This window comes from Porphyromonas sp. COT-290 OH3588 (genome assembly GCF_000769075.1).
Classification (GTDB): domain Bacteria; phylum Bacteroidota; class Bacteroidia; order Bacteroidales; family Porphyromonadaceae; genus Porphyromonas.
On record NZ_JRFC01000014.1, the window covers coordinates 13,418 to 29,542 of the forward strand.

General features: G+C 48.7%; 11 protein-coding genes. 7 read left to right on the forward strand and 4 right to left on the reverse strand.

The features are described from left to right. Positions 1-15: 15 nt before the first annotated feature. Positions 16-384 (reverse strand): MmcQ/YjbR family DNA-binding protein, encoded by a 369-nt coding sequence (locus HQ48_RS01935; RefSeq protein ID WP_044231445.1) that lies wholly within the window; start codon positions 382-384, stop codon positions 16-18. 101 nt (positions 385-485) lie between these two features. On the opposite strand from HQ48_RS01935, the gene HQ48_RS01940 reads away from it, so the two are divergent. From HQ48_RS01940 to HQ48_RS01960, 5 genes are read left to right on the forward strand one after another with little or no spacing between them, the layout of a single operon-like run. Further along, positions 486-1,067 carry a non-canonical purine NTP diphosphatase gene (locus HQ48_RS01940; RefSeq protein ID WP_044231446.1) on the forward strand — a complete coding sequence of 194 codons (582 nt, stop codon included), beginning with the start codon at positions 486-488 and terminating at the stop codon, positions 1,065-1,067. Continuing rightward, positions 1,055-3,382, forward strand: coding sequence for a hypothetical protein (locus tag HQ48_RS01945; RefSeq protein ID WP_152568287.1), 2,328 nt, complete (start codon positions 1,055-1,057; stop codon positions 3,380-3,382). The genes HQ48_RS01940 and HQ48_RS01945 overlap by 13 nt, the downstream gene beginning before the upstream one ends. Before the next feature lie 13 nt (positions 3,383-3,395). Then, complete coding sequence (locus HQ48_RS01950) at positions 3,396-4,142, forward strand: lysophospholipid acyltransferase family protein (protein WP_044231448.1); 747 nt, start codon at positions 3,396-3,398, stop codon at positions 4,140-4,142. 32 nt (positions 4,143-4,174) lie between these two features. After that, positions 4,175-5,317, forward strand: a complete 1,143-nt coding sequence (locus tag HQ48_RS01955) for an EpsG family protein (RefSeq protein ID WP_044231449.1) — start codon at positions 4,175-4,177, stop codon at positions 5,315-5,317. Continuing rightward, positions 5,314-6,459 carry a glycosyltransferase gene (locus tag HQ48_RS01960; RefSeq protein ID WP_044231450.1) on the forward strand — a complete coding sequence of 382 codons (1,146 nt, stop codon included), beginning with the start codon at positions 5,314-5,316 and terminating at the stop codon, positions 6,457-6,459. The genes HQ48_RS01955 and HQ48_RS01960 overlap by 4 nt, the downstream gene beginning before the upstream one ends. Positions 6,460-6,550: 91 nt before the next feature. Here the strand turns inward: HQ48_RS01960 and HQ48_RS01965 are convergent, their stop codons facing one another. The 3 genes from HQ48_RS01965 to HQ48_RS01975 all read right to left on the reverse strand — a co-directional run bounded on the left by HQ48_RS01965 (position 6,551) and on the right by HQ48_RS01975 (position 13,813). After that, positions 6,551-8,362: a M6 family metalloprotease domain-containing protein gene (locus tag HQ48_RS01965; protein WP_044231451.1), complete on the reverse strand. Its 1,812-nt coding sequence runs from the start codon at positions 8,360-8,362 to the stop codon at positions 6,551-6,553. Positions 8,363-8,561: 199 nt separating this feature from the next. After that, positions 8,562-10,493 carry an Omp28-related outer membrane protein gene (locus HQ48_RS01970; RefSeq protein ID WP_044231452.1) on the reverse strand — a complete coding sequence of 644 codons (1,932 nt, stop codon included), beginning with the start codon at positions 10,491-10,493 and terminating at the stop codon, positions 8,562-8,564. A 65-nt stretch (positions 10,494-10,558) separates the two neighbouring features. After that, positions 10,559-13,813 (reverse strand): fibronectin type III domain-containing protein, encoded by a 3,255-nt coding sequence (locus tag HQ48_RS01975; RefSeq protein ID WP_152568288.1) that lies wholly within the window; start codon positions 13,811-13,813, stop codon positions 10,559-10,561. 890 nt (positions 13,814-14,703) lie between these two features. On the opposite strand from HQ48_RS01975, the gene HQ48_RS01980 reads away from it, so the two are divergent. Together HQ48_RS01980 and HQ48_RS01985 are read left to right on the forward strand one after the other, a co-directional pair. Then, the gene (locus HQ48_RS01980) at positions 14,704-15,498 is read left to right on the forward strand and encodes a thymidylate synthase (RefSeq protein WP_044188012.1); all 795 of its coding nucleotides are present in this window, start codon (positions 14,704-14,706) and stop codon (positions 15,496-15,498) included. Between the two features lie 56 nt (positions 15,499-15,554). Further along, on the forward strand, positions 15,555-16,049 hold the full coding sequence (locus tag HQ48_RS01985; protein WP_044188014.1) for a dihydrofolate reductase: 495 nt from the start codon (positions 15,555-15,557) through the stop codon (positions 16,047-16,049). Positions 16,050-16,125: the final 76 nt, after the last annotated feature.

A 16,125-nucleotide genomic window follows, 5' to 3' on the forward strand; every position in this document is an offset into this window, starting at 1 on the left:
TTCTGTGTAACTGTTCTATGGATTAGAGGCTGTACTCTTTAGGCGTTCACGCTCTTTTTTGGTCAGACCACGCCAAACTAGATCGTAGGAGTGCTGCACCAGATCAAGAACGAGCTCTCTGGGTAGGCCACGACGTAGATGTAGGCCATTCCAATGTACCTTATTCATATGGTAGGCTGGCTCAATCGCATCATAGTGCGCCCTGAGATCAATGGCTCGATCAGGATCGCACTTGAGGCAGATATAGGGCTCTTCTCTGTCTAAGGGAATATAGCCAAACATCTTGCTCCCAACCTTAAAAACTAAGACTGTATCATCGAAAGGAAAGCTCTCGGATACGTAATCCAACTTGAGGTAGAAGTCCCTAATTTGTTCGATATCCATCTTTAATAGTTATATTTGTCTGCCTAACTTTTTGGTTTTTTGCTCCACTTAGGCAAGTATAATTTGTTGGTTTAAGATACAAAACTCCATAAACAAAAGTAATGAAAAAACTAGTGTTTGCGACGAATAACGCACACAAGTTGGATGAGATACGTGGGATCTTGGCAGGGCAAGTGGAGGTTATTAGCCTCAATGACATCGGCTGTAACGATGATATAGCAGAAACAGCCGACACGCTCGAGGGGAATGCCCTCATCAAGGCTCGCTACATATACGATAAGTACGGACTATATTGCTTTGCCGATGATACTGGGCTAGAGGTTGAGGTCCTTGGAGGTGCTCCCGGCGTCTACTCTGCTCGCTATGCTGGGGAGCATTGTAGCCCCGAAGACAATATCATCAAGCTTCTAGGAGAACTGGAGGGTACCCCGACTCCTCGCCTTGCAGCTTTCCGCACGGTAATTGCTTTGATAGACGATAATGGGGAGCATCTATTCGAGGGCTGCGTCCGAGGAGAGATTATCGAGCAGAGAGAGGGTACTACAGGCTTTGGGTACGACCCTGTTTTTCGCCCAGAGGGCTACGATCAGACCTTCGCAAGCCTCGGGGAAACGATTAAAAACAAAATAAGCCACAGAGCCAAGGCTGTAACTTCATTAGCCGAGTACCTATGCGCAAACTAATTCTTGCCCTAATGCTCAGTTTCCCACTGTTGCTCTCTGGGCAGGAAAGTATTTGGCAAACTTGGGTAGTACGCAAGCATACGACGAGTATTGCCGCTGCCGAGAAGCATTTGTTTGCCGTCGCAGACGGTAGTCTCTACTCAATCGGACTGGACAATGCCGACCAAGTAGACCTCTATGATAGAGCAAATGGGCTAAGCGATGTTGGGATCAGCCAAATCGCATGGTGCGCTGCGGCCAAGCGCTTAATTATTTACTACACTTCTGGAGGGATAGATCTACTCTCCAGCAAGGGAATAGAGCATATAGATGCGCTCAAGACCTCCAACCAAATGACACGCCGAGCCTTATACCAGATTAGCATCTATGGAGAGAGAGCTTGGCTAGCAGGCGAGCTCGGCATTATACAACTCAATGTCGCCCGTGGACAGATCGAGGCAACGTACAGGAGCAATCGTCCTATCAACTCAATTGCAATCAGCACCGATGGCAAGCAGATTGCCTGCGTAGAGGGATCGAACATAAAGATAGGCCTGCTCGCAGATAACCTACAAGACCCTAGCCTTTGGCGATCGGTAACACTACAACCCGAGAACAAAAAGGCCAAATGGCAGGCTATTGGCTATGCTGGTACCACACTCATAGGGCTCGCAACAGATGGTATTCTCTACCATCTGCAAGAACAGAGAGCTAAGATATTACCCCACGAAGCCAAGATCACGAAATTAATCCCCAGTGACACTGAGCTCTTCGTGCTCTCGAGTTCCTCTATCTTTTCGGTAAGCGAAGATCTTAACGTACGCCTCATTGGTGCCTCCTTTGGCGACTTTTTGCCAACTGGGAGCGTCCAGAAAGGACATATCTGGCAGGCAACAGGTGGCAGTGAGATAGCCCATTTTAGACGTACGGGCGATGCTTGGGATCGGCAAATGCTGAAGCCTACAATAGAAGGGCCAGCCTCGAATGTCTTCTATGCGATGAAGCACAAAGGCAAACACCTCTATACCGTCAATGGCGGACGAGGAACAGATCGTTTCCGAACTCAAGGCGTTGTGCAGCTATTTGACGGCAAACATTGGTCAGCCCTACTAAATACAGATGTCGAAGCTCAATCCGGTGTTCCCTTTCTTGACCCAATAGATATATTACCACACAAAGACGGAGAGGCTAGCCACTACTATGTGGCTAGTTGGGGCGAGGGGTTGTACGAATTCTACAACGGTAAGCTCGTGAACCGCTTCCACGAAGAGAATAGCACATTGGCCTCAGCCGTCCTAGGCTCTCCACACTATGTGCGTGTCGGAAGTCTCACCTACGACAGACGAGGCAACCTGTGGATGGCCCAAGGCGGAGCCGAAGGAATGGGCATCAGCGCTATCTCTCGCATGAGCCCAGAGGGCAAGTGGTATGCGTATGACTATCCTGCGATAAGGGGAACTAACTCTTTTCACACGCATATTGTCTTACCAAACGGCACAAAGTGGTTGCTTGACAGTCACAAGTCCGACCACGGCGAGGGCGTATTCGTCTATCGAGATCATGGTACAGACGATCTCTCGGACGACGCCTCGGCGCACTACTCTACCATGACAGAGCTAAGTGGGCGTAGTGTTAGCTTCTCTAAGCTAACAGCATTGGCTCTAGACCGTAGAGGCATTCTATGGGTTGGCTCCAACATAGGCTATTTCTCTGTACTCAACCCCGGACGCACACCTCAAGCCTCTCGTCCTCCTACGGTATCTAGACCTATTGGAGGAGAAGCCCCAAATTTGTTTTATGTGCTAGACAACGTTCCCATCACCACCATCGCAGTTGATGCGATGAACCGTAAATGGCTAGGCACCGAGAGCAATGGTCTGTATCTGATCTCGGAAGATGGGCTCCAAGTGCTACGACACTACCACAAGGACAACAGCCCTCTTCTAGACAATCGTATACTTAGCCTAGCGATAGACGAAGGCAAAGGACTCCTATACATCGGCACTGGTTTTGGGCTTAATGTACTGGAAACAGCCACGAGTCCCGAAAATCAGACTAAGCGCCCAAGCGCTATTGCCTATCCCAACCCACTGCGTCCCGAGCACCCTGACGGCATTACCCTAGAAGGCTTGCCTGCAGGAGCAAATATCCACATCAGTGATGCTAGCGGTCGTCTAGTACATCAAGCGAGGTCGGTGGACCAAAGCTACCGCTGGGACACTTATACCAACCAAGGCGTGCGCTTACCCAGCGGTATCTATCATATACGTGTCTATGCACCTGATGGCTCCGAGGCACAGCTAATCAGCGTATCAATCATTCGTTCTATTGATTAAACCATGTCAAGATATGCGTAGAGTATTATTTTACCTCTATTATTTTCCTGTGGGCCTCTCTCTCTTTGTGCTCACGACGATTATCTGTTCGTTGACAATTATCCTAGGCTGTATGCTTGGCTATGGGCATTGGGTAACTCGATACGTCGGTCGCCTATGGGCTAAAGCCTCCTTGGCTCTACATTGGTGCCCTATAGCGGTTGAGGGACAAGAATACCTACCCAAGCAGGACGAGACCTACGTTGTTGTAGCCAATCATCAGAGTGCTTTCGATATCTTCGCCCTATACGGATACATTGACCTACCGTTTAAGTGGGTCCTCAAGGAAGAGTTGCGCAAAATGCCTTTCGTAGGTAAAGCTTGTGAGGCCTCAGGTTTCATCTTCGTGGACGATACCAAACCCTCCTCTATCACTCAAACTATGGAGCAGGCACAAGCCGTCCTCTCCAGTGGCAATTCTATATTCATATTCCCCGAGGGGAGCCGAACAATGACTGGTAAGATGACTCGCTTCAAAAAAGGAGCTTTCGTCATGGCAAGCCAGCTCAATACACCCATCTTACCAGTATCCATAGATGGAGCGTTTGATGTGCTCAAGCGTGGACATAAGCTGGTCAAACCACATCGCATTCGCCTAACGATACATGCGCCTTTCTCTCCGTGTGACTACGGCGAAGCTCCACGCAATATCATGGCATCTGCTCAAGAGGCACGTACACGCATTGCCTCAGTCCTACCAATGGAGCAAGAAGCTAGCTAAAAGCGACACCAATCCCAGCACCCAACCGCTCTATGAGTCCGCTCACATACTACATCATCTTCTATAGTCTATTCATTGGGCTATTACTGGCTGCCAAGCTCTATCGCCAGAGTGAGCGTATCTGCCAGATCTTGGTGTGGGTACTGCTTACACTTTTCTCGGGCTTACGTGTGGGACCCGGTAGAGATTATCTTGTCTATCTCAACGCCTACACGGACCCGATGAGTAGTAGCGCACAGTATCTTGAGTTCTCTTGGGGCTTCATCAATCATATCTGTCGGAATCTTCTAGGTATGCCTCTGCACTTCTGGCTGATGTGGATTGCGGGACTTACCTACGCTCTAATGCTATACGGCTTCAGACGTTGGCGAATAGATTGGGTGTGGGGAATACTGACCTACGTACTTATATATAAAGGGTTCTTCGAGTCCCTCAATACAATCCGCCAATGCCTAGCGGTTTCAATAGTTTTCGCTGGCTCTGCTTCTCTAGTGGTCGATCGCAAACCTATCCGATTTGTCGGCAGCGTTTTGCTAGCCTCGCTTTTCCATTCGTCGGCAATTCTATCTCTAGCTCTCTATCTTCTTGTCTACCGTAAGTACTCCAGATGGCTACTCTTACTAGCTCTAGGGGTAAGCTTCGTCACAGGCCTCACTCTCTTCCCTATGCTACTAGATGCCTTCGGATCATTCATACCACAGAGGTATGCCCTCTATCTATCAAGCGATGAAACAGCTACCCAAACCATATCGGGGTTATATAAGATTTTCTTAAATCTATTCGCCTCTTTTCTTGCCATCCGCAGTGGTTGGGGGGGAGAGTTAGACAAACGAGCGACCTTTGGTGTGCAAGCCATCGCACTATCTGTATGTATGTACAACATTCTCTCTACCTTTGAGCCGGGGCTAAGACTGATGCTCTACCCATACGCCATGATATTCATTTGCTTCCCTCTCTTGCTCAAACATAATCGTGGGATATGGCGTATAGGCACAGCAACCTTTCTCTTAGGCTTCTCTCTACTTACCTTCAAGGAGATTAGCAATCCCGAAGAGCCATACGCTCATTACCAGACAGTCTACGACCTGACTACTCCTACCAATCACATGCAGAAAATAGAAGATCGAAAAGAATGGACGAGGTCCCAAGGAGCCCAAGGAAGATATGATCTATGACTAAGACCCCAATAATTTATGTAATCAACGCTCTACCAAAGCTAGGCCCCGTACACGTCTTAGAGAGTTTGATACGAGCTATCGACCGTCGGACATTTACCCCTATTATCATTTGCCTCAGAGGCAAAGATCCCAAGGGATATGATGAGGTTTTTGCACAAATGGGTATCTCGATCCACTACCTAAATCGCAGCTTCGTAGAGCTAGAGCTGATGACAAGTACCGTCGCTAGACAAGTAATGCGCCTCGCAGACCAACACGGAGCCAACATTGTGCACGCACACGGCTACCACCCCGATCTCGTCGTTTCGCATCTACCCAAACGTTTTGCACGCATCTCTACACAGCACAACATCAGTCGGGCAGACTTCACTTTTGGCAAAGGCAAATGGTTAGGTAGATATATGGATACACGTCTGTGGTCTAGGCTAAAGCATGTAGATACGGTCGTCGGGATAACCGACCATGTGGCGGGCTACTGTATTGATCGCCTGGGCAATAGCTCAACCTCTGTAGTAACGATACTCAATGGCATAGACACGGCAACCTTTTGTCCTCTCCCCGATGAGGAGCGAATGATCCTGCGCCGACAACTCTTCCCTAGCGTGACACCACAGGGCCTAGTATGGATTGTCTGTGGTTCTCTCTCCAAACTCAAAGATCCACTACTGATCATACGTGCCTTTGTCTATCTATTGAGTGTAGAGGCAATACCGAGGGATAGTGTGCTTGCCCTCATTGGTCAAGGCGAACTGGAGGGCGAGTGCCGAAATGCTGCTCTAGGCCTTGAGCAACAGGTGCAGATACTAGGCTTCAAGACGAATGTAGCAGACTACCTAAAAGCCGCTGACGCCCTCGTGACAGCCTCACACAGTGAAGGATTCGGGCTAAATGTAGCCGAAGCACTACTGACTCAGGTACCAGTCGTAGCAACAGACCTACCCGTCTACAGAGAGTTGATGCTGCACGATCCAGCTCTACTGGAGCTACTCTACCCAATAGGAGATGCCAAGGCTCTAGCCAAGGCACTACTGGCTTCCCGCAATATGAAGATCCCCCTAGAGCTACACCAGAAGCTTAGAGAACACCTCAGCCAAGAGCGTATGGCCAAGCAATACGAAGCCCTCTATCAACAATACTAGTTCGATAGAGGGCTTCGGCTATTTTACTATTACCAGCATCTAGAAGTAATGAGCTCTGTGCTAGTAGGGCCTAGCTCTGTATGGCTCTTACCTAGGGAATCAGCACTTTATAGGTTCTCTTGCCAACCTGTACAACATACTGACCCGTAGGCAAAGGCAGGCTATTCTTGCCCTCTGCGGACATGAGGCTAACCACTTCCATACCCTCTAGACCATACACACGTACAAGCTGTGCCTCCGACATGGTCAGGTGAAGCATACCTCTACTCAAAGAAATAGATACAGCCCGATCATTGATAGCGTCTAGACCAACAGTCCCTCCCATGAAGCTGAAAGTAATCTTCTTATCCTTCTCTGTGATACCCGTAATTGGCTTACCCAGATATTCGCCCGTATATAGTACAGAGGCGGGGGAAGACTGATCGGTAAACTCAGTCTTATTGAGAGGACCAGGGAATAGGTCTTCCTCCTCGGTCATGTAAGAGGGACTATTATCTGCAGTGACAATCTGATAGTGAGGATATTCGACTGTACCTGTTCGATTGACGGCATTGAGCTCCCAGAGCGACTTGGAGTAGTCCACATGAGTGATCATCAAACCATGGCCGGGAATATGTGCGTCCCAGCCAGTCTTCTGTCTATTCTCCAGCAAGAAGTACTCATTAGGATTTTTGTCTGAGTATATGATGCAAGCCTGATTGTGGGTATTGATAGGGTCGAGCGTTACAAGCTCTGGGTTGGTAAGCTGCTTGGGCTCGAGCCAACCGACAAACATACGCTCATAAGAGGTATAGCCTGCTGGAGTATTGGCGTTGTTGTTGTACGAGCCACGGTCCATAAGGCTCCATGTGCCCACACCATAGTTACCCATGAAGACTGCAGCTGTGTCGTAGAAGTCGGGCAATCCGAAGCAATGCGTAAACTCGTGGCAGAAAGTCCCAATGCCATCTAGGTTGCGGCCTACAGCCCCTCTGAGCTCCGAGGTGCAAGCATAGCGCTCTACAGCAAGATCCCCGAGTTTAACGCCCTTGTAGCCTGCCTCCGTCATGGTCCAAGCATGTGCCCAAATAGCGGCACTAGGGCCACCCTGAGCCTCGTTGTAGCCAGCATATATGACGAAAACTAGGTCAATAATGCCGTCCTTGTCATTATCATACTCGGAGAAATCCATCCCCCCCCTCTTGGTAAGTAGCTCACAAGCCTCTTTGATCAGCTCGGCAGCTTTGGCATCGTGGCCCGTGAGGCTTCTCTGCCCATAGTAGGCCATAGGGCGGGATACAGTGATTGGCTCAGTAACATCGAATATGGGAGTAAACTGGCCATGAGATTGGTCTGAGAAGTAATCACGAGCACTACCCGTGGCACCACCCTCCTTGTAGCCCTTCTCGTTCATCTGTGCTGTGATGCGCTTCTGGGGGTCTTTTACCTTAAATTTAAGGTCACTATACTCTACTAGGAGGATCAACCCCTTGGGGCTCCCCTTGGTAGGGAACTTATCTCTCGCTGCATGCTCACGCAGAGGGCTTGCCTCTCGTTTTTGATAGACGGCTGCCCTAAAGTCCAGAGCAGACAAAGAACTCAAGAATATGCACTCCTCCTTGGTTCTATCTTCTGGATCACGAGCGATGAAAGCAGAAGATGAGATATTGTGCCCATCGGAGAGGGTCGCATACTTGAGGTAACCATCAGTGTCCTCAAAAAGCATAAACCCATCAGTCGTAGTATGATAGTTGAAGTGCTCATCACCCTGCAAAACGATGGTAACCGTAGAGCCATCGGGTTGAGTAAAGAGGCGGATGACTCGATCTGCGGGAGCAGACGATACGATCCCCTGCGCTACAATGAGCGACATAGCACCTAGTAGAGTTTTTCGAGCTACTCGGCGTAAGAAGTTTGTCTTCATAAATCTAAGCTTTAACGTAAGAAAGAATAGGAAAGGGGCTGTGACACAACATGAATCTCTGCACAGCCCCCATAGAGTATCCCAGCATACACCCGAATGCTACTGCCCCAAAGCTAATATCTAAGCTAGTACCGGACCAGCACCCCAAGCCAAGTAGCATTTGATGTGTGGTAACACATCCGCAAACCTTGATAGGTCTTTATTTGACAAGTAGTCTATGAGCAGTAGTAGTACGTCCATTAGAGATCTGCACAACATACTGTCCCGCTGCTAGATGCTTGGGAGAGAAACGCAGGCCTGAGAGATTGTAGACCGCCACTATGTCGAAGCCCTCTGGTACCTGCACAGCATCTGAGGCATACCACACCTTGGGCTCAGCCATAGGCAGGAGCACATCGCTACTATCGCTACTCATTACCTTAAACTCATCAACATTGTGTACTCTGAGCTGATCGTACTTGCCTCCATAGTTGTTTACGAAAGCAACGATGCGCAGATGCTGCTTATTCCACTCATCTTTGAGCTTGATACTAAAATCCTTGCGATAAGTGTAGTTGCTCACATCTAGCCTATCTCCCCATGCCGAAGACGATAGGACCGCACGTACCACACCATTCTGAATGTACTCGGCCTTACCTGTCTGGGTAGTAGACTTGATTGAGTCCTCGACCAGCATAACCGTCAGGTGCGGATCCTTGGTAAATGGGAGTTCGTTGGCAGCAGACTCACCCTCGATCGTCACATCAAGCACATTGGTATCTTGATTGAGTTTTACCTTACCCTTGACCGATATAGTAGCAGGGAACGAAAGACCTAGCCGAATAATCCTATCAACAAAAGACTCGCTATTGAGGAAATAGGCAGGCCCCTTCTCCACGTCGAAATAGGGGTATATATCCCTATTAACAGCGATCGCAGGCAAGAAGGTTCTCCCCCCCTCAAAGAAGAGTTTATAGGCATCAACGTATGGTAGAGCATAGGCATCTTCATAGATGTGATGCTTGATCCAAACTGCGTCTTTAGTCTTATTAATCGAAATGGTATAGAGCGAGTCTGCGACAGGCATCGAGTGATGCGACTCTGCGGTGAACTGCTCGAAGAGTACCTTCTTGGACATCAACTCACGCCCCTCCTTGAGCACGAAAACATGTTTGGGGAGCATATTATCCTTGACATCCTTGTCCTCTCCTCCATTAACAGAGAGCACAGAGAAATCGATCTTGTGGTTACCCTCCTTAGGGTAGCGAATACCCTTCATATTAATCCGCATCTCCAAGCCCGTAGGCACATCTATATTATCCACAATCAGCTTCTGGAACTCTACGCCACCAGACTTGGCAGAGAGCGTAACCTTCTTGACATTGTCTCTAGAATAGTTACGCATTAGGAAGAACGCCTCCGAAGGTGTGTTCTGCCTTACGAAGTCTGATGCGTCTAGTCGGCGGATCCCTACGTCGTTGAGCGGAAAATTGCTGCCCTTGATGTAGGCATACACGGGGAAGTTGTAGTCGGTTTCATCTCCGAATCGGTCGAATGGCGACCACGTAGATCGATCCAAAAAGAAGTTTGCATTACTCTCTCTGAAGCCTCGCTCATAGCAAGCCTTAACGACTGGCATGACAGCATTGCTATAGCTGGCAACCATGCCAATATAGAGGGGAGTATCCTTCTCAATTGTGATCTCTCGATTTAGGGCTATGGTATTCCACGAGTCCACCTTGACATCTGGCACAGTCTGACTGTGCATATAGGTAGCGGGATCTGCATGTAGGTCTTTGGTCACAAAGACCCTCATCGAACCCATAGTGCTGGGGCTAGAGGCGTGATAGAATACGATATCGGTGAGCTTATTGCCAACATACTTATTGAGGATATCTCCCTTGAGCAGTACAGCCGCACCATAGTCAATAGGACCTCCATGCATCTGTAGGGTAAATGATCTATCCACTCTATCCGTGGCATAACCGACACGCAGTTTATCGTCCTCGGCACGTAGCTCACTCTTGCCTGCACGCAGCTGCGTATCATTAATTTCCGATTTGCCTAGGACGAAGCGTCCTAGATCTTGAGCAAGCCCTAGATTTGAAGAGAAGGCTAGAAGAGCCGACAAAAGTAGAAGTTTCTTTCTCATGAGTTTCTATAGATAAATATCAGAGGATAGAGCAGTGCTCTATCCTCTGACCGAAATATGAATCGTTATTGATTGACGTGGAGCTTAACTCTAGCAATAGTACCATCTGCACCATGTACGACAGCGACATAGTGACCTTGAGCAAGTGAACCCAAATCGACCTCATCGCTATCAGTGGCAACAGCCTTATCAAGCACAAGGCGACCAGCTAGGTCATAGACACGTACTGCACGAGCGTTGAAGCCACCTAGCAGCAGAGTTCTGCGTACTGCATCGTAGGAGATAGGCGATGCTACCAAGACTTCCTGAACGCTGCCGGGTTCTCCTTCGACTTGGGCAGCCAATCGAAGCTGAGGTACCCACTCAAGGAGCAGTACAGATCTGAGGGTAGGAGCGGCAGGATTTAGTCTAGATTTATTATCCATATAGCGCACAGACCGCAAGACACCACTTCCCTTACCGAAGATAGCATACTGGGCAGGGAAAATATTGTCGGAAGTTCGTGCTTCCTTCCATACCTGCACACAGAGGTGCTTACCCTTCTTGTACTGAAAAGGGGTCTGGAAATCAAACTCTAGACGACCGACACCATTCTTGATCGTAATATGGCCATCGTAGACAAGTGTCATCGTAGCAGGATCAACACAAGCCTCTTGGGGGCTAAGCCCTGCAAGGTCTGGGTTATCAACATTGCCTAGGTAGATCTTGACGGGGGTTGGGGTATTGACTGCGACACCCCCGACGTAGTCGTAGGCTAGACGAGAGATAGTAGCATCGTTATTGAATCCAAGCTCTTCGGCGGGGTAAATAGTCTGCCCTGTAGAGTAGTGCCTCATGAAACTAATAGGCATAGTGGTTTCACGTGCTATTACGTCGTCAGTGATCAGATGGCTCCAAGGCATCGTGCCAGACTTGAGTACCTTGACGTCGAGAGTCTGTGAGCGATTGTTGCTTCTCTCACCGTCACCAGAGAGTACTACCTCGGCAGCGATGCGCATCTTGCCAGACTTGCCCTTGGGCGTGTACTTAACGATGCAATCTACCGTTTCTTTGGACTTAACGGTAGGCACCTCCGTTAGCTCCGCTACTACCGTAGTTTGATCTCCGTTCATCTCGAGCAGGCGCACCTTGTATGCACTTTGTGGTTCTGTCCCTTCGTTCAAGATCCTAACGACAACCTTGTTTTGGGTTTCATTGATGATCTCGGAGAGCTCAAAATCCTTCACCGCCAAATCCTTCTCGTATAGTCGCTTGACTGTAACACCCTGCACACAGAAGAGATCTCTCACATCTGCACTACCGATGCTCGTACAGTGGATACCAACATTATAGACACCGTCCTCCTCGATATCAGCTACCACAACCTCTGTCCTGATATCTTGAGCCAAGGACATCGTATAGTACTCAAACTTCTTGAGCTGCTTCTGAGCTTGAGGGCTGGTACCCTTGCCGATATTGATCGAGAAGTCGTGGATCGTATTGGCGACCTCGAGCTGTATCTTGGTAATGATCTCGTAGCGACCACGCAATAGAGAGAGTTTGGGAGAGAAGAGCCAGTCGTCGGACTTCCTTTGGTAACCAGCGGGATCAAGCGCCATACGCTCAAAAACGGGTGCTCCACCGCCACTATAGACAAAGCGTTTGCCGTCCTCGTTAGCATCAAGATCTGACCAACTCTCACCATCTCGGTATGTCTTGAAGTCGGTTGAGTAAGGCACTTTGTAGGCCTCACCTGCCACGATCTTCTCTGTTTCTAGAGGCACACCATTGCCAATAGTATTCTTGGGCGTAACAATATAGGAATAAGCCATCACGAAGCCTAGCCTAGAGTCCTTGTAAGTAGTAGTCTTGAGGTTGGTAGCCACCACTTTCTTGTCAGGCATACGAGTGATGGTGTAGGTCACCTCTTCGGGCTTAATGAAGCCATCATGTGCCCCCTTGGCTGGCGCACTCCAAGAGATCTCGATATCAGCACCTTGCTTCTGTGCGCTTAAGTTCTGTACAACTCCGGGAACGTCTACACCAGTGTAGCAACGAATGCTATCAATGACACCCTTACCCTGAGCATTCTCCGCAGTCACATAGTAAGTATGTACCCCAGAGGTTGAGTTGGGGTCTGTCCACTCCATTTCATCCCCAACCTTGGTACTGGAGGTAATCTCGCCAACGACATTATCCCTCTTATCGCGTGCTATCGTGATCTTCGTTATCGACGATAGAGGCTTCCTATCCCAAGTGGTGGCTGGGTTCCTCCAAGCAAGCACAGCCTTGCCGTGATCACCTTTCTTATAAGTAGCTTGTAGCCCCTGTACACGTGCGGGAGCCTTGCGATCCTTTGCCGTTTCGTATGGGATATATAAGCCTGTAATAACATCGCCATACCCTACCGAACCATAGCTCTTGTGCTCACCGGTATCAGGATTAATCTTGTAGACATACTGGAAACCCGACTTATCGGCACCAAGCCAATAAAAATCTCCAGTAGTGTGGTCTACCTCTGCAGTATGTGTATAGTAGGGGACAATCGCAAAGCCATTCCTTTTGATCTCATGCCTTGTGCCTGCAATCTCCTTGAAACCATTGCTAGCGTCCAGCTTAAGAAACTCAGATGCCACGTATTCCCCCTTAGAGTTAGGTCTAGCCACAATTACGTTTAGGTTACCATCATAATCACTAGCGGCAGCCCAAACATAGAACTCGAGGTCTTGTTGCTTGGTATATGCTCCGGTTTCAGTATTGATGGAGTACACTGTAGAATAGGCTTTTTTGTCCTCACGATTACTGCGAGCTATCCCCCAACACTTATTATTCTTATGGTCATAAGTCATGTCGTAGATGACTGGCCAGTCTTTATACTCTTGCGAAGTATGGTCATAGCTCCGGAGCACTTTCACAGCCCCCGTCTGGGTGTCTATCTCCACGAAACGTGCTGGACGAATCTCGTAGGTGTACAAAATCGTCATATACCCAACGTACTTCTTACCCGTGTAAGCACCACAGTGTATCACTTTGATTTTAAATTCATTTAAGGGATCCACGGGTCCAAGCCGATGTATATCGGTAGGCTTATTGGGCGATAGGCGAACGATGCTGGGAGCGGTAGACTTATCTTCGAAAGTTGCCCCGAAGAAAGTCACCCCCTTGGAGCTGCTACCATTGTCCCACACAAAGCCTAGAGGGGGGTCTTGGGCTTCCGAGGCAGTGCTCTCTACTAACAGTGGAGATTTGCCTTTCTCTGGGCGAGTGCTCTCTGCCCGAGCAGAGCCAAAGCTCACTAAGGAGCCTAACAAAGACAAACAGAGTAAAATTTTCCTTTTCATGCTTGTTTTTATTAATATTAAACATACGACAAAACCTCATTGGTTAAGTCCACGACAAATCATTTTCCTTATTCTTGAGCACTAGATCTATGCGCTCGGACAATTAAGCTCGGTGCGCAGCAATCACTTCTATTTTATGGATTAAATCTGGCGTAGGGTCTTACCTACGGCACTATACCAAGGTTACAAAAACTCTCCCCTATGTGGCAACATTAAACTCCTACCCCCCCCTATATAATAGGCATCTGCAAAATGAATCCCCCTACAAGCCAGCTTGAAACAAAGATAAGCAAAAATAAAATGGTCTATATTTTAATAACCATCTCACTCCCAGAAAATGAATCGAAGGGACTATATAGCCAGCAGTCCACCGATAATCCTAACCCGATAGTATAAACGAATTGTTAATATTCTATAAACAATTAACCTGTGTTTAGGATAGACAAATAAGGGTTGCGGGAAAGTTTAGACGAAATCAATGGGAAGATCTAGAAGCGTTGTAGGGCCAATCTCGGACAATATACCCACCAATCGTCTAGGATTGATGGGAAGAAAATCCTTTGAGTGGGCATCAAAGGCTCCAGATCAGCCAAAAGGATCTTCATAGATATCTAAAAACCAAATCATTAGAAAATATCCAATTTAAGCGACTCTTCGCACTCGCCCGAGTGATATACCCAAAATACAGCTGCACTCGATCTAGGGCCTCCTAGGGGGCAAATATGAGGTCTATCCTTTTTGCCCCAAGCTCGGAGGGGTCGCCCCAACAACATTCTGAAAACTGAGCCAGAATATAAATTCTACCTGCCTAATCTAGTCCCTACATACATAGTCGTGATATTAGCCTATCTTTGTTCCCAGTATTAACGAAACAAAAGACACGGAAATCAATGAAGCAATATCTTGATTTGCTGGCGCATATCCTAGATCAGGGGCAGACCAAAGGCGATCGGACTGGCACTGGCACGATCAGCACCTTCGGCTACCAGATGCGTTTTGATCTAGCCAAAGGATTTCCGCTACTGACCACCAAGAAGCTGCACCTCAAGAGTATCATCTATGAGCTACTATGGTTCCTCAGAGGAGATACCAATGTAGGCTATCTGCAGGAGCGAGGGGTACGTATCTGGAATGAGTGGGCAGACGCAAATGGAGATCTAGGGCCCGTCTATGGGGCACAGTGGAGGTCTTGGCCAGACTATCGAGGCGGAACCATAGATCAGATTAAGCAGGTCATCGAGGAGATCAAGCACAACCCCGATAGCCGCAGGCTAATGATCTCGGCTTGGAATGTGGCACAGATAGACGACATGGCTCTGGCCCCATGCCACTGCTTGATGCAGTTCTACGTAAGAGATGGGCGCCTAAGCCTACAGCTCTACCAACGTAGCGCCGATGTCTTCCTTGGCGTCCCCTTCAACGTAGCTTCATATGCCTTACTGCTGATGATGATTGCCCAAGTCACGGGGCTCGAGGCAGGCGAGTTTGTACATACCTTTGGCGATGTGCATATCTACCTCAACCACCTAGATCAGGTCAAGACGCAGCTCTCTAGAGAGCCTCGTAACCTACCTCGTATGTGGATCAACCCCGAGATACAGGATATTGACAGTTTCAGCTTCGAGGACTTTAGGCTAGAGGGTTATGATCCTCATGCACATATCGCAGCCACGGTATCAGTCTAGATCTACTCCCGTACGCAACTTCTCCCCGCCCCTACCCCAACCAACCATTGAGCTCTATGACACTATCCATAGTAGTCGCGATGGCTCTAGACCGAGCTATCGGACGCAACAATGATTTGCTCTGGCGCTTGCCCGCAGACCTCAAACGCTTCAAGTCACTTACCACTGGGCATAGCATCTTGATGGGTCGACGCACATGGGAATCCCTCCCCAATGGCGCCCTCCCCAATAGGCGCAACATCGTCATTAGCCGAAGCCTCAAGGAGGCCCCCGGAGCAGAGCTATTCGGCAGTGTGGAGGAAGCTCTAGAAGCCGTAGGCAACCAAGAAGAGGTCTTCGTCATAGGCGGAGGCGAGATCTATCGTCAGCTAGTCAAGCGAGCCGATAGGCTATACCTAACCCTCGTAGAGGCCGAGTACCCCGATGCTGACACCTTCTTCCCCGAGATAGACTGGGCGGAGTGGCAGTCCCTGTACGAAGAAGTGTACCCTGCTGACGACAAAAATCCATTGGCGAGCAAATACTACGTCCTATCTCGAGCCGAGAGATAGAGCGATATTGGCTAAATGAGCCGAATTGCCGAACTTTGTACTCGGCAAACAATAATACAGACGGAGGATCACTCTC